Below are 19,793 nucleotides of genomic sequence, written 5' to 3'. Positions count from 1 at the left end.
CCCGGGAGTCCAAGCCATGTCCGCTGCCATCGGTCGCCGCAAGCGCCGCAAGCTGAAATCGGAAATCAACGTCGTTCCCTACATCGACGTCATGCTGGTGCTGCTGATCATTTTCATGGTCACCGCGCCGCTGCTCACGCTGAGCTTCGACGTCGACCTGCCGCAATCCAACGCCAAGGCGCTGGAGAGCAAGCAGGACCCGGTGATCGTCTCGGTGCGCCAGGACGGCCAGCTCAGCCTGAAGCTGCCCGACGCCAAGGAACCGACCGCTGTGTCGGCCGAGGAACTGGAAGGCCGCCTGGCCGGCATCGCCGCCCAGGACAAGGGCGTGCGCGTGATCGTCGCCGCCGACCGTGCCGTGGCCTATGAAAAGGTCATCGCTGCGATGGATGTGATCAAGCGCGCCAAGGTAGACAAGGTAGGCCTGGCCACCGATGCACGCTGACGCCCTGCCACCTCCACAGCAGCGCGAACCCGGCTGGGGCCTGCCCCTGGCGCTGGCGTTGCTGGTGCACCTGCTGGTCGCGCTGGTCTTCATCGTGGCCTGGTTCTGGTCGCCCGAGCGCAACACCGACGCCGCCGCAGGCGATCCCTCGGTCGAGGCCAGCCTGGCGCTGTCCGCGTCCGAGGCCTCCGCCGCACGCCAGGCCCTGCGCCAGTCGGAGAAGCTGGAGGACCTGCCGCCGCCGGTGGCCGAACCGATCCCCGTACCGGAAGACACCATTCCGCCGCCGCAGCCGATTCCCGAACCGCGCCCGCAGGACGCTCCCACGCCCCAGCAGCAACAGGCGCAGGAGCGCGTCGCACAGCCGGACACCAAGGACCAGGAAGCAGTGAGCGCGCTGGCCATCTCGCAGGAGAAGGCCAAGCAGGAGCAGGAAGCCAAGCGCCGCCAGGAGCAGATCGACCTGACCGAACGCAAGCGCCAGGAAGAAGCGGAGCAGAAGCTGCGCCTGGCCAAGCAGCAGGAAGAAGACGCGAAGAAGAAGCTGGCCGATCAGGCGCGCCAGGCCGCAGACAAGGCCGAGGCCGAGAAGCAGAAGAAGATCGCCGAGATCCGTGCCCGCCGCGAGCAGGCCGAGAAGGAAGCCAAGCTGGCCGAGCAGAAGCTGCGCCAGGTGGCCGCCGCGCGCAATGCAGCCGGCAGTGCCGCTGCCGGTGCCAGCGGTGCGTCCCAGCCAGCCGCCGGTGGTGGCGGTAACAGCGATGACCTGACTGCCAAATACGCTGCGGCCATCCAGGCCAAGGTGCGTGACACCTGGACCCGCCCGGACAGCGTGCCGCTGGGGCAGAAGTGCCAGGTGACCATCACCCAGATCCCGGGTGGCCAGGTGCTGCAGGCCAAGGTGGGCGCGAATTGCCCCTATGACGAGGCCGGCAAGCGCTCGATCGAGGCCGCCGTGCTCAATGCCCAGCCGCTGCCGTACCGGGGCTTCGAGTCGGTGTTCAACCGCACGCTCAACCTGACCTTTACCGCGCAGGATTGATCGGGCGAGGCAGGGCGGTCATCAGGCCGCCCACGCCCACGGATGTCGCACTTGCCTCTGGTGTGCTCGGATTCGACCGGGCAGGCTGTGGGCTGCTGTCGAACACCGTCCTGCAGGGCGGCGTGACCGGGGCAGACGGTGCGATGTTAGCCACGACGTTAACGGTGCGTGAGAGGACGGGCTGGAACTGACCCGGAATTCACGTACCCTTGGTTCATGATTGCGAAGCGGTTCACTCCCGCTTTGCTATCCCTCGTTCCGGTTTCCCCCTATTGAGCGCTCCATGAAAAAGATGCCTCGCTGGCTTGCCGTGTTTGCGGCCCTGTTGCTGCCCTTTGCTGCCGTCGCGCAGCAGAAGGGGCTGGATATCGACATCATCGGCGGCAATGCCTCCGCGCTGCCGATCACCATCGTGCCGATGCCCTACCAGGGTTCGGCGGCTGCACCGCAGACCGACGTCGCTGGCGTGGTCCGTGCCGACCTGGAGCGTTCGGGCCAGTTCCGCACGCTGCCGGAAGCGCAGATCGTCGAGAAGCCGGTGCGCGGCGGCGACATCCAGTTCGCCACCTGGCGCGCGCTGAAGCAGAACTACATCGTGGTCGGCCGCGTGCTCGACGCCGGTGCCGGTGCCTACCGCGTCGAGTACGAACTGTTCGACGTGCCCAAGGGCGAGCGCCTGCTGGGCCTGGCGATGACCGCCCGTGGCAATGCCATGCGCGACGTCGCCCACCAGATGGCCGACGCCATCTACGAGAAGATCACCGGTGTGCGCGGCGCCTTCTGGACCCGCATCGCCTACGTGACCGCCAGCGGCAAGGGTGATGCCATGCGCTACGCGCTGATGGTGGCCGATTCCGACGGCTTCAACCCGCAGACCATCGTGCGCTCGGCCGAGCCGCTGCTGTCGCCGTCGTGGAGCCCGGATGGCAGCAAGCTGGCCTACGTCAGCTTCGAGCGTGGCAATTCGGCCATCTACATCCAGAACATCGGCACCGGCGCCCGCGAGCTGGTCACCAGCTTCCGCGGCATCAACAGCGCTCCGGCGTTCTCGCCGGACGGCCGCAAGCTGGCCCTGACCCTGTCGCGTTCGGGCAACCCGGAAATCTACGTGATGGACCTGGGCAGCAAGCAGCTGACCCAGCTGACCAACCACTTCGCCATCGATACCGAGCCGACCTGGGCGCCGGACGGCAGCGCGGTGTACTTCACCTCCGACCGCGGCGGCCGTCCGCAGGTCTACAAGGTCGGTGCGGGCGGCGGCAGCGCCGAGCGCGTGACCTTCCAGGGCAACTACAACGCCAAGCCCTCGGTGTCCTACGATGGCAAGAAGATCGCCGTCGCCCAGGGCTCGGGCAACAGCTACAAGATCGCGATGATGGACAGCTCGCTGGGTTCGCCCCGCTGGAGCACGCTGTCCCCGGGTTCGCTGGATGAATCGCCCAGCTTTGCGCCCAACGCAAGCATGGTGCTGTACGCCGCCCGCGAAGGTGGCCGTGGTGTGTTGTATGCCGTTTCGGCCGATGCGCGGGTTCGCCAGCGCCTGGTCCTGGCCGATGGTGATGTGCGCGAGCCGGCATGGTCCCCATACCGTACCCAGCGCTAAAAGAGTGTTAATATTTTCGCTGTCTTGAACCCCTCATCGGCCTAGGAGCCACAAAGGTATCGCCATGAACAAGTCCACCCGCGTTCTGCTTGTTTCCCTGCTGTCTGTGGCCGTCCTGGCCGGTTGCTCGAAGAAGGTGAAGGAAGAGCCGGCAGCCCCGGTTGACACCGGCACCTCGACCACCACCCCGACCGGTCCGTCGACCTCCGGCCTGTACGGCCCGGGCGACCTGGACACCGACGCTTGCCTGCGCCAGCGCGTTGTCTACTTCGACCTGGACAAGGAAGACGTGAAGCCGGAATTCCAGGCCATCATGGCTTGCCACGCCAAGTACCTGCGTGACCGTCCGTCCTCGCGCATCACCCTGCAGGGCCACACCGACGAGCGCGGTTCGCGCGCGTACAACCAGGCCCTGGGTGAGCGTCGTGGCAACGGCGTCAACTCGGCCCTGCAGGCCAACGGTGGCTCGGCTTCGCAGCTGACCGTCGTGTCCTACGGTGAAGAGCGTCCGGTCTGCACCGAGTCGAACGAGTCCTGCTGGTCGCAGAACCGTCGCGTCGAAATCGTCTACACCGCGCAGTAATCCATGCGCATTGGCATCAAACTGATGCTGGTCGTTGCGGCAGCCCTCGTGGCTGCCGCACCGGCGCATGCACAGCGACAGAGCCTGGCCGACCGCGTTGGCGCGATCGAGCAGCAGATGTACAACAACAGTGCCAACCAGGACCTGTTGAACCAGATCAATCAGCTGCGGCAGCAGGTCACCAGCCTGCAGGCCTCGATCGAGCAGTTGCAGCACGACAACGCCCAGCTCAAGCAGTCCGCCCAGGACCAGTACCTGGATCTGGACAGCCGCCTGAACCGGTTGGAAGGGGGCAATGCCGCCCCGGCCCTGCCGCCCGTTCCGGCGAGCGCGCCGAAGGCCGCACCGGCTCCGGCAAAACCCGCAGCGGCGGCCACTTCCGAGCGGCCGCCTTCCGTCCATGGTGATGCCGGCAGCCTTGCCGCCACCGGTGACGAGCGCACCTCCTACAACGTTGCCTTCGATGCCTTGAAGGCTGGCAGGTACGACGATTCGGCGCAGCTGTTCCTGAGCTTCCTGGAGTTGTACCCGAATGGCGTCTACGCGCCGAACGCGCTGTACTGGCTGGGCGAGAGCTACTACGCCACCCGCAATTTCCCGATGGCCGAGACCCAGTTCCGCGAACTGCTCTCGCGCTATCCGACCCACGACAAGGCCGCTGGCGGCCTGCTCAAGGTCGGCCTCTCGCAATACGGCGAGGGCAAGGTCGACCAGGCCCAGCAGACGCTGGAGACCGTCGTGGCGCAGTACCCTGGCTCGGACGCCGCGCGCACCGCGCAGGACCGTCTGCAGTCCATCCGCCTCGGCAAGCAGATCCGCTGATCCGCTGACCGGGCGTACAATGGGTGCCCTGTAGAGCCGAGCCCATGCTCGGCTGCTTTCGTTTCCGGACCGGCAAACCCGTCCGGTTGCTGTTGTAGAGCCGAGCCATGCTCGGCTGCTTTCGTTACCGGCCACGGTAGCCCACCCGCCACGTGTCCCACCAAGAACTTCCCGCCATGACCGCCGTTACCCCGTCCAGCGCCGCCGCCACCCCCAGTGAGATCGTGCAGTCGCCGCTGCCACGCCTGAAGATCACCGAGATCTTCACCTCGCTGCAGGGCGAAGCCGATACCGCCGGCTGGCCGACCGTGTTCGTGCGCCTGACCGGCTGCCCGCTGCGCTGCCAGTACTGCGACACCGCCTATGCCTTCCATGGCGGCACCTGGTGGGACATCGACGACATCGTGGCCGAGGTGCTGGCCCAGGGCGTGCGCCACGTCTGCGTGACCGGCGGCGAGCCGCTGGCGCAGAAGCGTTGCCTGGTGCTGCTGCAGAAGCTCTGCGATGCCGGCATGGACGTTTCGCTGGAGACCTCCGGCGCGCTGGACGTCAGCGCGGTGGACCCGCGCGTATCGCGCGTGGTCGACATCAAGACCCCGGGTTCGGCCGAAGTGGCGCGCAACCGCTGGGACAACCTGCCGCTGCTGACCGCCCGCGACCAGATCAAGTTCGTCATCTGCAGCCGCGAGGATTACGACTGGGCCAAGTCCCTGCTGGCCGAACACGATCTGGTCAAGCGCTGCACGGTGTTCTTCTCGCCCAGCAAGGGCGAGATCACCGCGCGGCAGCTGGCCGACTGGATCGTTGAAGACCGGCTGCCGGTGCGCTTCCAGATGCAGTTGCATAAAATCCTGTGGAACGACGAGCCGGGCCGATGAGCCCGCGCAGCGTTCCCTGATGTAGCTCCGGCGCGGGACAGCGTGCTGGCTTTCCCCTCCCAACCGGACGTTTTTCCCATGAAGAAGGCAGTCGTGCTTCTCTCCGGCGGCATGGATTCAGCCGCCGTCATCGCCATGGCCCAGGAACAGGGCTTCGCCGTGCATGCCCTGAGCGTGCGCTACGGCCAGCGCCACACCTCCGAACTGGATGCCGCCGCCCGCGTGGCCAAGGCCCAGGGCGTGGTCGCGCACAAGACCGTGGACGTGGACCTGCGCAGCATCGGCGGCTCGGCACTGACCGACGACATCGACGTACCCGAGGCCGGCGGCGCCGGCATCCCGGTCACCTACGTGCCGGCGCGCAACACCATCATGCTGTCGCTGGCGCTGGGCTGGGCCGAAGTGCTCGGTGCCAATGACATCTTCTGCGGCGTCAACGCCGTGGACTACTCCGGCTACCCGGACTGCCGCCCCGAGTTCGTGGCTGCATTCCAGGCACTGGCCAACCTGGCCACCAAGTCGGGCGTGGAAGGTGCGGGCATCAAGGTGCACGCGCCGCTGCAGTTCCTCAGCAAGGGCCAGATCGTCAGCGAAGGCGTGCGCCTGGGCGTGGACTTCGGCCTGACCGTGTCCTGCTACAACGCCGACGCCAACGGCGCTGCCTGCGGCCACTGCGACGCCTGCCGCCTGCGCGCGCAGGGCTTCGCCGAAGCCGGCGTGGCCGACCCCACGCTGTACGCCTGAGGTGATGGGGGTGATGCCCCCCGTGGTGGGTGCGAACCGTTGGTTCGCACGCTCTGTCCCGGCGCTACCGGCGGCTGGAGTCTGGTAGCGCCGGTCGCTGGCCGGCAGCCTCATCAGGCAACCATCCCGATGCTTCGATGAAGGCCCGCACCGCCTTCGGATCGTCATAGTCCAACTCGATCATCCGCGCGATACCGGCCTTCTCGTCGGCCTGCTGGCGCATGTACTCCTGCGCGATGCGATACCCAGCGTAGTACCCCACATCACTCACCCCGAATGGATTGCGGGCGCTGTTGTAGAGCCAGTTGTCGAGGTTACCCCCGTCCATCTCTGCAATGAAACGCGTGCGGATGTCCGCCTCATGCGCGGGTCCGTAGCTGTACAGCGGAAGCGCCGGCCGACGCCCACTCAGTCGTTCGGCCACGTACTCGGCAACACCCTCGCGCACCGCGTACTGGGCCAGGCTGCCGGTGGTCTCGCGCTGCTGGGTATGCACGTACTCGTGCAGGTTGTTCTGCGCGTTGTTCGCCCCCGGACGGCTGTCGTAGAAGATCCGTAGCCGCTCGCGCATCTTTTCGGGCAGTTCGCTCACGTCCACGCGCTCATCGCCCAGCGCCATCTCGGCACCGATCAGCACCTTGTCGCCCAGCGTGGTGCCACCGGTGCGCAGTACACCGACTGCGTAGGTGATGGTGGCCGGGCGCAAAGCCGGGTAGAGCGCCCGGAATTTGGAAAGATCCCGTTCCAGTGTGGCGCTGGCCTGCTGCGCGTTGGCGGTCAACGGCCGAACCGACGTCCAGAAGCGCGGCCACGCACGCATGGCCTCGGCGTATTCGCGGGCGGTGTAGTTGCGGACCTGCATCAGCGCATGCAGGCCGGGGCTGCCTGGATCGATGTAGCGCTCCTGCACGAGTGCGACCTGGCGTTCAACGTCGGGCTCGGCGCGTACCGCGTCATAGGTGGCCCAGAAGCGGCCGATGTCGTCGGTGACGACCTGGGGCGGGGCGGCCAGTGCCGCGCAGGGCAGCAGCAGGGCGGCAATGAGGCAGAGGGGCAGGCGCATCCGTGGCTCCGGGGAAGGATCACAGATGGGATGCGACGACGGCCCGGAAGGTTTAAGCCGGCGGCCCAGATCGGGTAGTGCCGGCCGCTGGCCGGCAACCTCGACGCACCAGGGTTTCACCCGGCCCGGCAAAGTAGGGTAGAATGCCAACCCCGCCGAAAGGCTGGGGCAGTGCAATGGGCCGTTAGCTCAGTCGGTAGAGCAGAAGACTTTTAATCTTTTGGTCGAAGGTTCGAATCCTTCACGGCCCACCATATGCACCAAGGGTTTCAGTCCTTCCCCCTCGCTCCGCAAAATATCGCCCGCTCCGCAATTCACTTCGTCGGGCTGGTCAGCGCACCGCGGCGCTTCCGCACATGGATCTCTGTCGTGGTCACTGACTTGTGGCCCAGCTGCTGCTGCGCCTGGCGAATGTCGCCGGCCGAATCGGCCTTGTCCGTGCCTGCCTTCGCGCGCAGGTCGCGGAACTGGAATACCTTCTTCGGGATGCCGGCGCGCTCGCGTGCTTTGTCGAATCGATAGCGCAGGGCATGTTTCCCGATCGGAAGCCAGTCCTCGCCCAGCAGCAGGCGCGTGCTGATCGGTGCGTCATCCGGGCGCTTCAGCGACAGCAGGCGATCGATCAGCACCTTCAGCTCGCCGGTGATCGCGATGCGCACCGGCGTCTTGGTCTTGCCCTGTCGCAGCACCAGCGTCCCGTCCTTGATGTTGCGGCGGTCCAGCTCGCGCATGTCGGTCGGCCGCTGACCGGTGAGGTAGGCAAGGTCCATCGCATCTTTCAGCACCTGGTCGGCGGCGTCGTACACGCGCTGCAGAATGTCGTCCTCCACGTACACGTCGCGGCCGTCCTCTCGGAATCGGTTCACGCCGGCGCATGGGTTTGGTAGGTCCGTGTAGCCCTTCTGCCGGCACCGGTTCCACAGGTGGGAGAGCAGCGACTTTTCACGGTTCGCAGCCACAGGCGCGCTGCGGCGCCACTGCAGGCAGTTGAACACATGCGTCGGACGGATCGCGTCGAGCGGACCCGGTGGGTCGTCGAAGAACTGGATCAGCGAATCGAGCTCGCGGTTGTTGTTCCGCCGCGTTCCCTCAGACTTCGTCGGAATCACCTCGACGCGGTAGCGCTCGGCGGCCTGCCGGAACGTCAGCTTTGCATCGGCGGGGATCGTCGCCGCACGCTCAAGCTCGGCCCACTTCTGGATGGCCAGGCCATAATCGCTGCCCAGCGCAGTTTCCTTGCGCGGCTTGCCACCGTGGTCGTAGTAGTAGTGCACCACGCCGGATTTCTGCTTCCGGGGGCGGAACCGGGGGATAGCCCCCGGCTTCTTGGGTTTCCTTCCCATTACGCTGCTGCCTTGTTCGGTTTCCATTCCGTCGCCGGCGGCGTCTTCGGCTCCGGCTTGCCCTCGATCGCGGACCACAGCACCACTGGCCACCCGTGGGCGTCCAGATAGTGCCGGATCCCGTTGTTGCGCAGGAACTCAGCTTGGCCCTTGCGCCGCGGCGTGCGGCACAGCGCCTTGATATCGTCACAGGACAGGTACCGCGCCACCTCCTGGCCGTAGAAATCGCGCAGCAACGCGTTCACCAGCTCGATCACCAAGACATCTCGCTCAAATGCTCCTTCGCGGAGTACGAGGCCATGGCCGAGCTGATGCGCACCTCGGTCGGGCGCTTTGTGGTCTCGATCAACGACCATCCTGAGATCCGCGAAGTGTTCGCCGGCTTCGACCTGGTGCCGCTGCAGCTGGACTACACCAGCGGCGGCGGGCAGGGAAGAGGAAAGAAGTTCGGAGAGCTGATCATCAAGAGCTGGGACGACAGCCAAGCCACCTTGCTGTAGACGTCACGCAACATGCTGGAGCAGGTCCTCGCGATTGTTGCGTGGCGTGTTGACGGCGCGGCTGAGGCGGCAGGCCAGCTATTGCTGGCGGCTTGCTGCGCCTCTCGTTCATTATTTTCGTGTCGTATCGCAGTGTAGTAACGAGACAGCGCGCACCATCGTCTTGCGGTGAATTCATCGCGATGGAGTGATTTATGTATGAACGACGTCGACGGCTACAGATACGCATCCAGCACCAACTTGAAGGGCTGCGAGCGATATGGATACGGGTCAAGTATCGGAGTGAAAGGCTTCAAGCGATACGGGTACATGCTCGACGCAGAAGTGATCGTTCCATGGAGGCTGCGTTCCTGCGAGCAGCGAATCCAGCTCAAGATATTCAGTGAGAGTCGTGCGCGAATATAGTGGAGTATGTTTGGAATGCTGAAGTCTTGTAAGGGTGAGTGATAACGATTGGTGTGAAATTGCAGTGGATGGCGTATAAATGCGCCGTCCATCTTCGTTCCGTTTGCCTGCAGGTGGTTTGGTGTGTGGCTGATTAGGTGGCCGTGCAGCGCGACTCCTTGAGAGGTCGGTCGTCAACAGAATAGGGGGCGTCATCAGGAGAGGAGGTGGTCCCAGCATCGAGACGCAAGGCGTCTTGCAGCGGCCTCATTGTCTGCACGGCCAGAACGCATTTCTAGCCTTCTAATCAAGTCATCGGCCCAGGCGTCACGGCTTCCGTGGGGATCTCTTGTGTAGATATCACATGCAATTTTGATGATTGGCTGGATATCTAGTCCGAAACTGGCCCCTGGGAATTCTCCAGTCCCGAACTTAGCGCGCCAGTGGACAATTTCTCGTTCCACATCAACATAATTTTTATCCCTGCTCATGGCACTTTCCTCGAATGCACCGAGGTCACTGTACGCCTGTTGGTCGAATGGGCTCATTCATGTGCCTGGTTCAGTCTTCTCTTGCAAAGCGACCTGCAGCTAACGGGGGGGAGTGCATGCTTCTGATGCGGTGAGTCCACCGCGATGGAGTAATGTTATGAATGACTTCAAACGTGATGCATCCAATACCAACAAGCCGGCTGTGGCGGAGCCGGATGCAGGGAAGCAGAAGCAACAGCAACAGGAGCAGGAACGCCAAGACAAGGAGTCCAAAGAGCGTAACGCCAATGAAGGCGGGGCTCATAAGTCGAATAAGTAAGATCGACTGCGAGTAGTTGAGAGAGGGTGGCGCAGGCTTGCGCTGCCCCTTTTCTGTAGAAGGAGCGGCGATCCGTGGACAGGTTGAGAGATAGGAGCACGGATGCAGAGACTTTGATGGTGCGGGTGGCCTATCAGCTTAGGTGCCCGTCTGAGACGACGTTGCTGCCATGCAAGAGGTGCCGGAGACCAAGCCCTGGCGGCTACCTATGTGCCAATTGCCTATGCGACGACCTCGCCGTTCTGATTGAGAACACGGGGGCTGCAAGTAGATGGCTTTCCTCAGTAAAGATTGCTATCCAGGATGAAGGGACTGTCCTTCGATATGCGAGGAAGGCTGCATCTAAATAGCTTTTTCTCCTCCGCCTTCAAGTCGGTAGCGTGAAGGGCATGGCTTCGAAGTTTGACATTGAACTAATCAGGGAGAAGTGCCATGGGCCTTCAAACCATGCAGTCTAGAATTGAGACCCGCCTCAATGACTTGATAGAGATATCACGAGACGGGAAGGCGTTCTATGAGGAGGCCTCGGATCGAATAGAGAGCTCGGAGCTTTCCGATCTCTTTATGGGCATTGCAGGCGTTAAAGGCGAGCTGGTCGAAGAGATCAGTAGAATTGTCTCCAGAAGTGGTGGTCGTCCTGCAGAGCGAGGCACATTGGTGGGTGCAATGCATCAGTATTATGGGAAGATGCTCGCGGCGTTTGGCGAGACCCAGTACCAATACTTGAAAGAGTTGGAGAAGTCTGAAGAGCGTCTTGTTCAGACGTTCAACGAAGTTCTCAATGATCCGGAGCTATCACAGGACGTGAAGAGGGAGGTTGCGCGGATGATTCCCAAGGTCAGTGAATGCCATTCCGTCATGTTGAATCGGCTGCAATCGATGCATCGACACTAAGGTCGAATTTTCCGCTGCTATCGGATAGTCCACATATGTCCTGCGCGTACGCTCGGCTCACACGTTCTGTGGTTGGAGTGGTCGAAATGCGTTGCAGAGTCGTAGCGCTGGCGCATCGGCCTGACTTGTTGATCAGGTTCAGTCGATTGCAAAGCCGTTGACGTGAGCCTGCATACGCAGTCGCGACGAGCAGAAGCCAGCGCCGACAAGCTTGAGGGCCGGATACGCCCAGATGCGTTTTGCGTCGTTGGCCTCCGTAAAATGGCTCGGGACCAAGACGAAATTCGCGACGAAGATAGGCAGTCCTCCATAAAATATCTGGGGGCAAGTAATTGATTTGTAAGCAAGGATGGGCGGACTTTTAATCTTTTGGTCGAAGGTTCGAATCCTTCACGGCCCACCAATTGCATCCAATGACCCAGGTCATTCAGAAGGGCACCGCAATGCGGTGCCTTTTTTGTTGCGCTTCTCCACGGCAACTACTTCGTCCGCGCAGTCTTCGCTTTAGCCGCCGCCGCGTCAGCAGCCTCCTGTGCGGCCGTTGCTGCTGCATTCGCAGAACGTGCCGCCTCCGCTCTTGCCGCCTCGAAATAGGTGAGCCGCTGCAGACTGGTTCTGCGTTCCAGTTCCATTGCTGCGGCGAAGCTCTCCGGATGCTTTGCAGCACAGGCCTCCTGCACCAGTTGCACGGCACGATCAGACAGCCCGGGCTGGATGTTGCCGAGCAGGCAATCGGCATACGGTACGGGCGCGGCCGAGCTGGCGGCCAGCGCGGCGATGAGCAGGGCACTCAACATGCAAACCTCCTTGTAGGTTTTGAAGGGACTGGCAACCAGTCCCTCCCAAGTATGGACCGGATCTGGGTGCAACGGCGGCTACGCCGGCCGGATATCCCGGCACACCCGTTCCGCCAGCCCGCGGCAGGCGAAGAACAACCCATCGATTAGCCCCTCATCCAGATGGCGGTCGGGCGAGGCCATCGACCGGCAGCGTTCCGCGGCGTGCAGCATTTCCGCCACGGTCAGCATGCCAATGGCGGCACGCTCCGCGTGTGCCATCGCCTGTTCCCGCCCGGGCGGCAGATCGGTTTCCGGCCAGGGCAGACCGTCGGCGCCGTCGCCATCGCGGATGCCCTTGAGGCATCCCCATAATGCGCATCCACGCATGGCGTGGATCTACTTTCGCCTGAGAACAATCGCTGCGATGACGGCTGCGATGCCGACCGGGATCAGGACGACCGCCAGAAGAATGATCCAGTGCCAAATGCTGAATCCCCCCATGTCCCAACTCCTTGTAGGAAACGATGAATGCTAGCAAACGCGATTGCAGTCATTTCCCGATACAGTTCAAGCATCGCGCAGCGCCGTAGCATACAGGCAGGCTTGCCGAATCGGCCGACGCCTTGATCTTGGCGTTATGCTCGGCACTTTCCCAGGATGGGCCGCTCCATGCGCTTGATCGTGCTGTCGCTGTTGTTGTCCGCTGTCTCCGCCGGGCCGCTGATGGCCGCCGAAACCGCGTCGCCCGCTGCCGCAACTCCTCTGGTCATCGGCGAGACCTTCACCATCGAGTCGAAGGCGCTGGGCGAAACCCGCCGCATCAATGTTTACCGCCCGCAGCCGTGGGGCCTGGATCCGAAGGCGCCGCTGCCGGTGCTGTACATGGCCGATGGCGGCATCGGTGAGGACTTCCTGCATGTGGCCGGGCTGGTGCAGGTGCTGAGCGGCAACGGCAGCATGCGTCCGTTCCTGCTGGTCGGCATCGAGAACACCGAGCGCCGCCGCGACATGACCGGCCCCAGCAAGGACCCGCAGGACCAGAAGATCGCGCCGCGCATCGGCGGCTCGGCGGCCTACCGCACGTTCCTGCGCGATGAACTGATGCCACAGGTGCGCCAGCGCTACCCGACCACCGACGAGCGCGCACTGATCGGAGAATCGCTGGCCGGCCTGTTCGTGGTCGAAACGCTGCTGCAGGAACCGACACTGTTCAACAGCTACATCGCGCTGGACCCCAGCCTGTGGTGGAACCGTGGTGCAATGCTGGCCGGGGCGGCCAAGCAGCTGCCGGCGGTGACGCGTGCGCAGCCGCGCGTATTCCTGGCCAGCAGTGGGCAGCCGGAGCTGGCCGCATCCACTGCACGACTGGCCGAGTTGTTGCAGCAGGCTTCGCCGTCGCCGCTGGTGAAGTACCTGCCGTTGCCGGAAGAAACCCACGCTACGATCTATCATCCGGCCGCATTGCAGGCGCTGCGCACACTGTTCCCGGCGCCGCCGGCCTCGCCCTGACCGCACTGGCAGCGGGTTGCGCACCATGCAAGGATGCGGCAGCGGCGCCATCCGGTGCGCCGCCCGCAATGGGAGCGTGTGGATGCAGCGTGTGCGTGGATGGAGTGTGGCGGCCTGCCTGGCCGTGAGTGGCTGTGCGATGTCGGTGGCGCCGCCGGCAGCGCAGAGTGAAGCGAAGGAGAGCCCAGCCGCCGCAGTGTCGGGCGTGGTGCTGCCGGATACCGAAGCGCTGCGCGTGCACGATCCGATCGGCCGCGATTATCCGGTCTGGGTGGCGTTGCCGGCCGACTACGCCGCACATCCGGAAAAGCACTATCCGGTGCTGTACGTGACCGACGCGCTGTACAGCTTCCCGCTGGTGCGCAGCGTGCGCAACCTGGTGGGCCAGAAGGGTGTCAACCTGGAGGATTTCATCCTGGTCGGGCTGCCGCCGCAGGAAGGGCTGACCTCCAAGCAGAGCCGCTCGCGCGACTATACGCCCAGCGATCCGGCGCGTACCGATCCGCGTGATTACAGCGATGACGTGAGCTACGGTGGCGCGGCGCACTATCGCGGTTTCCTCGCCGAGCGGGTGCTGCCGATGATCGATGCGCGCTACCGCACTGATCCGGCGCGGCGCGCCTATGCGGGTCATTCCTATGGTGGCCTGTTCGGCGCCTATGTGCTGACCACGCGCCCGGACATGTTCCGCACCTACATCCTCTCCAGCCCATCACTGTGGTTCGACGACCATCGGGTGCCGCGCATGCAGGCCGAGGCCAAGGCGCCGGCGCAGCCGACCACGGTGGTGCTGTCGGTGGGCAGCTTTGAGACGGTCAAGCCCGAACCGCGTTATTTCACCCGCAACGACATGCTGCGCCACAACGCAGAATTCGCCGAGCAGCTGCGCAGCAGCGGGCGATCGTTGAAGGTGGAGAACATGGTGATCGATGACGAGGATCACTTCACGGTCTACCCGGACATGATCACCCGCGCACTGCTGAAGGTGTTCCCGGGTAGCGGGCCGTACAGCAGCGGTTGATCGCAGGTTCAATCCACGCATGGCGTGGATCTACCGGGGTTGTTGACGTGGATCCACGCCGACGAGAAACGGAATCAGTAGATCCACGCCATGCGTGGATGATCCCCTCAGGCCGCGCTGGCCTGCGGCGGCGGCATCAGCGCGGCATCCGCTGCGTGCCGGAAGCACAGGCGGATGGCATCGAGCAGCTCGCTCATGCTGTATGGCTTGGGCAGGAAGTGGATGCCGGCGCGCAGCTGCGGCAGCACGCGATGCTGATCCATGCCGGAGGTGACCAGGATCGGCAGCTGCGGCAGGTGCTCGCGCACGCGGTTGGCGGTTTCGATGCCGCTGATGCCGCCCAGGCAGACGTCGGTGAACAGCAGGTCGAACGGTTCACCGGCGTTGAGCAGGCCCAGCGCGGCCTCGGCGCTGCTGACAGCGGTGACCTGGCAGGCCTGGCTTTCCAGGGCGAGACGGCTCAGTTCCTGGGTTTCCTCGGCGTCCTCGATGAGCAGGACGCGCGGTTCCACAAAGCGCTTGGACAGCAACATGACGCGGCAACTCCGGACAACAGGGGGAGCAAAAGGCGCGCAAGTATGCGCAAGCCGGTAGTGATCCCGGCGTGCACGGCAAGCTAAGTGGGCGTTACAACCGCGTCTGGCGCCGGCGATGCACGTGCCAGGCCAGGATCGCGACCGCGAGCAGGGCGGTGCCGATGCGCAGGCCGGTGGCCTGCCAGCCCAGTGCAACGGCGTCATCAAGGCTGAACACGTTCCAGGCCAGGTTCATCGACACGTGCAGGACCAGGCCGCACCACAAGGTGTCACCGTCGAGGTGGTCGAGCCAGGCGAAGATGAAGCCGCCCAGGGCGATCACCGCGCCGACGAACAGCGCGAGGCCGCCGCCGTCGAACCCGCCGAAACCCAGCCAGTGCACCCAGCCGAACAACAGCGCCTGCGGCAGTGCGAGCCATGGCCAGGGGGCGCGCACGATCTTCACCAGCAGCACGAAGCCGAGGCCGCGGAACAGCACTTCCTCGGCCAGTGGGAACAGCACTGCCAGCATCGTGGCGTCCAACGCGGTCAGCGCGGTGTTCGGTGAACCGAGCAGCGCCAGGCCCAGCCAGCAGGGCAGGCTGGCCAGCAGTACCCAGAACGGGCCGCCCCAGCCGTTGCCGCGCAGCCCCAGGCTGGTCATCAGGCCCATCCCGCGTGGCCGCAGCAGCGCGGCCAGCAGGAGTGCCACGAGCACGGCCAGCGCGTTGTCGAGCAGGCTGCCGCCGTAAGCAATGGGCAAGGCGGGAATCGGCGTGCCTGCGGCGGCTGCGATGTCGCGCAGATTCAGGCCAACGCCGACGCCGAGCAGCACCAGCAGCAGGCGCGCGGCGCTGGGCAGGCGGGACAGGACGGTCATGCACGCACTCCCTGCGGAACCAGCATGCAGTGTGGAAGGGGCCGGGCACGCTGGTACGCGCCGGAAGTCCCTGTGCCATCGGTCATGTGTTGCCGCACAGTCATCACAGGGCAGGTACAGTCGTTACCAGACCGACAGGAGCAATGCCGATGCTGTGCCCCGTGTGCAAGACCCAGACCCTGCAGATGGCCGAACGCCATGGCATCGAGATCGACTATTGCCCTGGTTGCCGTGGTGTCTGGCTGGATCGTGGTGAACTGGACAAGATCATCGAGCGCGCGGGTGCGGGTAGTGCGGTACCGCCGCCCGCCCCGGCGCAGTCGCAGCCGGCCGCCGCGCCGCCGCCGGTGATGCATCGCGACACCCGCCATCTGGGCCAGCGCTATGAGGACAACCGTGGCCAGCAGTACGGCCACGGCTACAAGAAAAAGAAGAAGGACAGCTTCCTGTCGGAGCTGTTCGACTTCTAGCCGCTTCGCTCTTTGTAGCGTCTAGCCATGCTCGACGCTACAGGAGCCGCATGATCACGGCCGGCGCAGGATGAACTCGCGGTCATGCGTGTCGCCGACGATGAAGTCGTACTCGCCGACCTTGCTGCACCCATAGCGCGCGTAGAAGCGCTGCGCGCCGAAGTTTTCTTCCCATACGCCCACCCACAGGGTGCGGCGCTGCGGCTGGTCCAGCCAGGCCATGAACGCGTCCATCATGCGTGCACCATGGCCGCCGTTCTGGTGTGCAGCCAGAATGTAGAACCGCTTCAGTTCGATGTCGCCCTCGCATGCATCCGTGTGCGGCAGGGTGTTGGCACCGGCGGCCAGATAGCCGACCACGGCGTCACCGTCCATCAGCAGCCAGATGGCACTGCGTGGGTCGGACAGTTCGATGCGCTGCGGTTCGCTGCTGTAGTGATCCTGCAGGAAATCGTGCAGGTCCTGCGGCGGATATGAGTCGCCCCAGGTCTCGGTATAGGTGGCGATGGCGATCGCCGAAAGCGTGTCGACGTCGGCGAGGGTGGCGCGGCGGATCTGCAACGACATGGCGGTGCCTGCATTGGAACGTGGCGCAGTGTAGCCGGCCCCGGCGGCTGCCGGGGCTGGCCACTGCTCACGTAACGCTGCTCAGAACCACATGCGCACGCCAGCGACCCAACGCGTGTCGCGCGCGTGGTCACCGGCATAGTCAGAGGTGTCGCCGAAACTGCGTTCGTGGCTGATGCCGATGTACGGCGCGAAGCGGCGGCTGAACTCATAGCGCAGTCGCAGCCCGGCTTCGACCTTGTTCAGGCCACGGCCGATGCCGTACTCCGGTTCATCCTTGGCTGCCACTGTGGCTTCCAGCAGCGGCTGCAGGATCAAACGGTTGGTCAGCAGCACGTCGTACTCGACTTCGGCCTTGGCCAGCACCTGGCCGCCGGAGCCCATGTACAGCGTGGCCGAGCTCTCGAACTTGTAGGGCGCCAGGCCCTGGATGCCGATGGCCGCCCACGTGCGGGAGTCGGCCGGCCGGAAGTCCTGGCGCACACCGACCAGCACGTCCCACCACGGCGACACGCTGCGGCCATACAGTGCTTCAAGCGACGATGATTCGGTGCGGCCACGGCTGCGTTCGCCATCGGTGCGCAGCCACAGGCGGTTGATGTTGCCGCCGATCCAGCCGGTGGCTTCCCAGGCCTGGCCGTTGCTGCTCTTGCCGTCCCAGTGTTCGAGGCGGTCAATCAGCAGCAGGCTGTTGATCTCCGGCGCGTGTTCCATCGCGCCATGCGCGATCGGTGGGAAGGCGGCAGCGCGGTCGGCGTCGGTCGGAACCGGGATCGGCTCGCGAGGTTCGGTGGGTGCGGGCGTGCCGTGACCCATCGCCGCGTGATCCATGCTGGAGTGCTCCATCGTGGAATGATCCATCGCGGAATGGTCCATCGTCGCCGGCTGCATCGCGGCGTGGTTCATCTTCGAGTGATCCATGGTCGAGTGGTCCATCTTCGAATGATCGACCGGTTCGGCAGGCGTCTTCGCGGACTTCGTGGCCTTCGCCGGCGCGTCCATCGCGGCCATGTCATGGCCTGCGTGCGACTGCGCGAACACCGGCAATGCGGCGGTCAGGCCCAGGGCCAGCAGGCTGGGGGAAAGCAGTGAGCGGCTCATTCTTCGATCCTCACTTCGCGCATCATGCCCGCTTCCATGTGGTACAGCAGATGGCAGTGGTAGGCCCAGCGGCCGAGCGCATCGGCGCGCACGCGATAGCTGCGGCGCGTGCCCGGCGGCATGTCGATGGTGTGCTTGCGCAGCTGGAATTCGCCCTGTGCGTTTTCCAGATCGCTCCACACGCCGTGCAGGTGGATCGGGTGCTGCATCATGGTGTCGTTGACCAGCACGATGCGCATGCGCTCCCCGTAGTTCAGCCGCAGCGGCTCGGCGCTGGCGAACGGGATGCCGTCGAACGACCAGGAGAATTTCTCCATGTGGCCGGTCAGGTGCAGCTCGATCTCGCGGCTCGGCTCGCGGCCATCAGGATCCTCGAACAGGCTGCGCATCGCGCCGTAGGTCAGCACCTGGCGGCCGTTGTCGCGCAGGCCGATGCCGGGGTCGTCCAGCTTCGGTTCGGTGGCCGAACTCTGCATGTCCACCAGCGGGTTGTTGCGTTCGCTGGCCGGATGCTTCGGTGTCTTGCTGGCGGTATCGCCGCCGTGGGCGCCGTGGCCCATGCTGGCGCCGCAGCCGCCTTCCATGCCCTTCATCGCGGCCATGTCGTGGCCACCGTGGCCACCACTGCCCATGTCGTGCCCCATGTCGCTCATCGTCAGCAACGGGCGTGGGTCGCGCGCGGGAATCGGTGCCTGCAGGCCATGGCGAACCGCCAGCGTGCCGGCGGCGTACCCGGTGCGGCCCATGTCCTGGCAGAAGATCGTGAAGGCGTCCTGGCCGGTGGGTTCGACCAGCACGTCGTAGGTTTCGGCGGGAGCAATGCGGAATTCGTCGATGCTGACCGGGTGGATGTACTGGCCGTCAGCGGCGACCACGGTCATCTTCAAACCGGGGATGCGCACGTCGAAATAGGTCATCGACCCGCCATTGATGAAGCGCAGCAGCACCTTTTCGCCGCTGCGGAACAGCCCGGTCCAGTTGCCGGCCGGCGCGGTGCCGTTCATCAGGTAGGTGTAGGTGTGCGCGTTGATGTCGGAGATATCGGTCGGCGTCATCCGCATCCGGCCCCACATGCCGCGGTCGGACAGCGCGGCCGACCAGCCGTCGCGCTTCACGTCACGCAGGAAGTCGGGCAGCGTGCGCTTGTAGTAGTTGTCGTGCTCGGCAAGCTTCTTCATGCGCCGGAACAGCGCGCCCGGGTCCATGTCGGTCCAGTCGGACAGCATGATCACGTGCTCGCGGTCGTGGTGGTACGGCGCCGGTTCGGCCGGATCGATGATCAGCGCACCGTACAGGCCGGCCTGCTCCTGGAACATCGAGTGGCTGTGGTACCAGTAGGTGCCCGACTGCTTCAGCTGGAAGTGGTAGTGGTAGGTCTCGCCGGGGCCGATGCCGTTGAAGCTCAGGCCCGGCACGCCGTCCATGTTGGCCGGCAGCAGGATGCCGTGCCAGTGGATGGAGGTCGGGTGGCGTCCCAGCGTGTTGCGCACGAACAGGTCCACGGTCTGGCCTTCGCGCCAGCGCAGGATCGGGGCCGGCAGCGAGCCGTTGACGGTGATCGCCGGGCGGGTGCGGCCGGTGAAATTGGCCAGCGATTCGCCGATGGCCAATTCGATGCGGGTGTCGCTGAGCACGGCGGGGGCGCCGGCCAGGCGTGGGGCAGCCGTGGCGGCGGCGAGCGCGCGCTGCGGCACGCCGACAGCGGCGATGCCGGCAACCACGCCACCGGCGGCCAGGCCCTGCACGAACAGGCGGCGCGACGGCATGGGCACAGCGCCCGGACCGGGGGGAATGCGGGTATTCATGGTGGTGACTCCAGACACGTAAAGACGCCGGCAGG

General features: G+C 64.7%; 23 protein-coding genes and 1 tRNA gene. 14 read left to right on the top strand and 10 right to left on the bottom strand.

Annotated elements, in window-relative coordinates; genetic code table 11:
* Positions 1-16: 16 nt before the first annotated feature.
* From tolR to queC, 7 genes are all read left to right on the top strand, one after another.
* Positions 17-445: a protein TolR gene (gene tolR / locus GOC52_RS15900; RefSeq protein ID WP_005410751.1), complete on the top strand. Its 429-nt coding sequence runs from the start codon at positions 17-19 to the stop codon at positions 443-445.
* The gene (tolA, locus tag GOC52_RS15895) at positions 435-1,487 is read left to right on the top strand and encodes a cell envelope integrity protein TolA (protein WP_053443407.1); all 1,053 of its coding nucleotides are present in this window, start codon (positions 435-437) and stop codon (positions 1,485-1,487) included. Before tolR ends, tolA begins: the two co-directional genes overlap by 11 nt.
* A 283-nt stretch (positions 1,488-1,770) precedes the next feature.
* Positions 1,771-3,090 carry a Tol-Pal system beta propeller repeat protein TolB gene (gene tolB / locus GOC52_RS15890; protein WP_049411092.1) on the top strand — a complete coding sequence of 440 codons (1,320 nt, stop codon included), beginning with the start codon at positions 1,771-1,773 and terminating at the stop codon, positions 3,088-3,090.
* 64 nt (positions 3,091-3,154) lie between these two features.
* The gene (pal, locus tag GOC52_RS15885) at positions 3,155-3,673 is read left to right on the top strand and encodes a peptidoglycan-associated lipoprotein Pal (RefSeq protein WP_005410748.1); all 519 of its coding nucleotides are present in this window, start codon (positions 3,155-3,157) and stop codon (positions 3,671-3,673) included.
* Between the two features lie 3 nt (positions 3,674-3,676).
* Positions 3,677-4,495: a tol-pal system protein YbgF gene (gene ybgF, locus GOC52_RS15880; RefSeq protein WP_053443405.1), complete on the top strand. Its 819-nt coding sequence runs from the start codon at positions 3,677-3,679 to the stop codon at positions 4,493-4,495.
* A gap of 176 nt (positions 4,496-4,671) precedes the next feature.
* Entirely contained in the window at positions 4,672-5,373 is a 702-nt protein-coding gene (queE, locus tag GOC52_RS15875; protein WP_010481613.1) for a 7-carboxy-7-deazaguanine synthase QueE, read from the top strand.
* Between the two features lie 78 nt (positions 5,374-5,451).
* The gene (queC, locus tag GOC52_RS15870; protein ID WP_014038216.1) at positions 5,452-6,117 is read left to right on the top strand and encodes a 7-cyano-7-deazaguanine synthase QueC; all 666 of its coding nucleotides are present in this window, start codon (positions 5,452-5,454) and stop codon (positions 6,115-6,117) included.
* A 64-nt stretch (positions 6,118-6,181) separates the two neighbouring features.
* Here queC and GOC52_RS15865 read toward each other — a convergent pair whose 3' ends face one another.
* Positions 6,182-7,180 carry a DUF2268 domain-containing putative Zn-dependent protease gene (locus tag GOC52_RS15865; RefSeq protein WP_010481614.1) on the bottom strand — a complete coding sequence of 333 codons (999 nt, stop codon included), beginning with the start codon at positions 7,178-7,180 and terminating at the stop codon, positions 6,182-6,184.
* Between the two features lie 178 nt (positions 7,181-7,358).
* Here GOC52_RS15865 and GOC52_RS15860 point away from each other — a divergent pair.
* Positions 7,359-7,434: transfer RNA gene (locus tag GOC52_RS15860), tRNA-Lys, on the top strand.
* A gap of 60 nt (positions 7,435-7,494) precedes the next feature.
* Here the strand turns inward: GOC52_RS15860 and GOC52_RS15855 are convergent.
* Positions 7,495-8,523, bottom strand: coding sequence for a site-specific integrase (locus GOC52_RS15855; RefSeq protein ID WP_049481780.1), 1,029 nt, complete (start codon positions 8,521-8,523; stop codon positions 7,495-7,497).
* Positions 8,523-8,777: a DUF4224 domain-containing protein gene (locus tag GOC52_RS15850; protein WP_227200428.1), complete on the bottom strand. Its 255-nt coding sequence runs from the start codon at positions 8,775-8,777 to the stop codon at positions 8,523-8,525. Before GOC52_RS15850 ends, GOC52_RS15855 begins: the two co-directional genes overlap by 1 nt.
* 45 nt (positions 8,778-8,822) lie before the next feature.
* On the opposite strand from GOC52_RS15850, the gene GOC52_RS15845 reads away from it, so the two are divergent.
* The 3 genes from GOC52_RS15845 (at position 8,823) to GOC52_RS15835 (ending at position 11,111) form a co-directional block, all read left to right on the top strand.
* Positions 8,823-9,023 carry a hypothetical protein gene (locus GOC52_RS15845; protein WP_053092029.1) on the top strand — a complete coding sequence of 67 codons (201 nt, stop codon included), beginning with the start codon at positions 8,823-8,825 and terminating at the stop codon, positions 9,021-9,023.
* Positions 9,024-10,055: 1,032 nt separating this feature from the next.
* Complete coding sequence (locus tag GOC52_RS15840) at positions 10,056-10,217, top strand: hypothetical protein (RefSeq protein WP_019658981.1); 162 nt, start codon at positions 10,056-10,058, stop codon at positions 10,215-10,217.
* Positions 10,218-10,649: 432 nt separating this feature from the next.
* Positions 10,650-11,111: a PA2169 family four-helix-bundle protein gene (locus GOC52_RS15835; protein ID WP_043400569.1), complete on the top strand. Its 462-nt coding sequence runs from the start codon at positions 10,650-10,652 to the stop codon at positions 11,109-11,111.
* Between the two features lie 479 nt (positions 11,112-11,590).
* Here GOC52_RS15835 and GOC52_RS15830 read toward each other — a convergent pair whose 3' ends face one another.
* Together GOC52_RS15830 and GOC52_RS15825 are read right to left on the bottom strand one after the other, a co-directional pair.
* Positions 11,591-11,908, bottom strand: a complete 318-nt coding sequence (locus GOC52_RS15830; protein ID WP_010481695.1) for a hypothetical protein — start codon at positions 11,906-11,908, stop codon at positions 11,591-11,593.
* A 78-nt stretch (positions 11,909-11,986) separates the two neighbouring features.
* Positions 11,987-12,277 (bottom strand): hypothetical protein, encoded by a 291-nt coding sequence (locus tag GOC52_RS15825; RefSeq protein ID WP_100050579.1) that lies wholly within the window; start codon positions 12,275-12,277, stop codon positions 11,987-11,989.
* A gap of 282 nt (positions 12,278-12,559) precedes the next feature.
* Between GOC52_RS15825 and GOC52_RS15820 the strand changes: the two genes are divergently transcribed.
* Both GOC52_RS15820 and GOC52_RS15815 read left to right on the top strand, forming a co-directional pair.
* On the top strand, positions 12,560-13,399 hold the full coding sequence (locus tag GOC52_RS15820; RefSeq protein ID WP_019337549.1) for an alpha/beta hydrolase: 840 nt from the start codon (positions 12,560-12,562) through the stop codon (positions 13,397-13,399).
* Between the two features lie 82 nt (positions 13,400-13,481).
* Positions 13,482-14,420 carry an alpha/beta hydrolase gene (locus GOC52_RS15815; RefSeq protein WP_191849858.1) on the top strand — a complete coding sequence of 313 codons (939 nt, stop codon included), beginning with the start codon at positions 13,482-13,484 and terminating at the stop codon, positions 14,418-14,420.
* Between the two features lie 107 nt (positions 14,421-14,527).
* Here the strand turns inward: GOC52_RS15815 and GOC52_RS15810 are convergent, their stop codons facing one another.
* Both GOC52_RS15810 and GOC52_RS15805 read right to left on the bottom strand, forming a co-directional pair.
* Complete coding sequence (locus tag GOC52_RS15810; RefSeq protein WP_010481704.1) at positions 14,528-14,953, bottom strand: response regulator; 426 nt, start codon at positions 14,951-14,953, stop codon at positions 14,528-14,530.
* A 94-nt stretch (positions 14,954-15,047) separates the two neighbouring features.
* Positions 15,048-15,815: a CPBP family glutamic-type intramembrane protease gene (locus tag GOC52_RS15805; protein WP_010481705.1), complete on the bottom strand. Its 768-nt coding sequence runs from the start codon at positions 15,813-15,815 to the stop codon at positions 15,048-15,050.
* 149 nt (positions 15,816-15,964) lie between these two features.
* Here GOC52_RS15805 and GOC52_RS15800 point away from each other — a divergent pair, with 149 nt between their 5' ends.
* Positions 15,965-16,285 carry a TFIIB-type zinc ribbon-containing protein gene (locus GOC52_RS15800; RefSeq protein ID WP_171955117.1) on the top strand — a complete coding sequence of 107 codons (321 nt, stop codon included), beginning with the start codon at positions 15,965-15,967 and terminating at the stop codon, positions 16,283-16,285.
* A gap of 54 nt (positions 16,286-16,339) precedes the next feature.
* On the opposite strand, the gene GOC52_RS15795 is transcribed toward GOC52_RS15800, so the two are convergent.
* From GOC52_RS15795 to GOC52_RS15785, 3 genes are all read right to left on the bottom strand, one after another.
* On the bottom strand, positions 16,340-16,852 hold the full coding sequence (locus GOC52_RS15795; protein WP_109814753.1) for a GNAT family N-acetyltransferase: 513 nt from the start codon (positions 16,850-16,852) through the stop codon (positions 16,340-16,342).
* Positions 16,853-16,933: 81 nt separating this feature from the next.
* Positions 16,934-17,953 carry a copper resistance protein B gene (locus GOC52_RS15790; RefSeq protein ID WP_191849856.1) on the bottom strand — a complete coding sequence of 340 codons (1,020 nt, stop codon included), beginning with the start codon at positions 17,951-17,953 and terminating at the stop codon, positions 16,934-16,936.
* Positions 17,950-19,758: a copper resistance system multicopper oxidase gene (locus GOC52_RS15785; protein ID WP_191849853.1), complete on the bottom strand. Its 1,809-nt coding sequence runs from the start codon at positions 19,756-19,758 to the stop codon at positions 17,950-17,952. Before GOC52_RS15785 ends, GOC52_RS15790 begins: the two co-directional genes overlap by 4 nt.
* Positions 19,759-19,793 lie beyond the last annotated feature (35 nt).

The sequence above is a fragment of the Stenotrophomonas sp. SXG-1 genome (genome assembly GCF_014083965.1).
GTDB classification, from domain to species: Bacteria; Pseudomonadota; Gammaproteobacteria; order Xanthomonadales; family Xanthomonadaceae; genus Stenotrophomonas; species Stenotrophomonas geniculata.
Note: the sequence above shows the minus strand (reverse complement) of the source record. Positions and strands in the feature narration are given on the sequence as shown.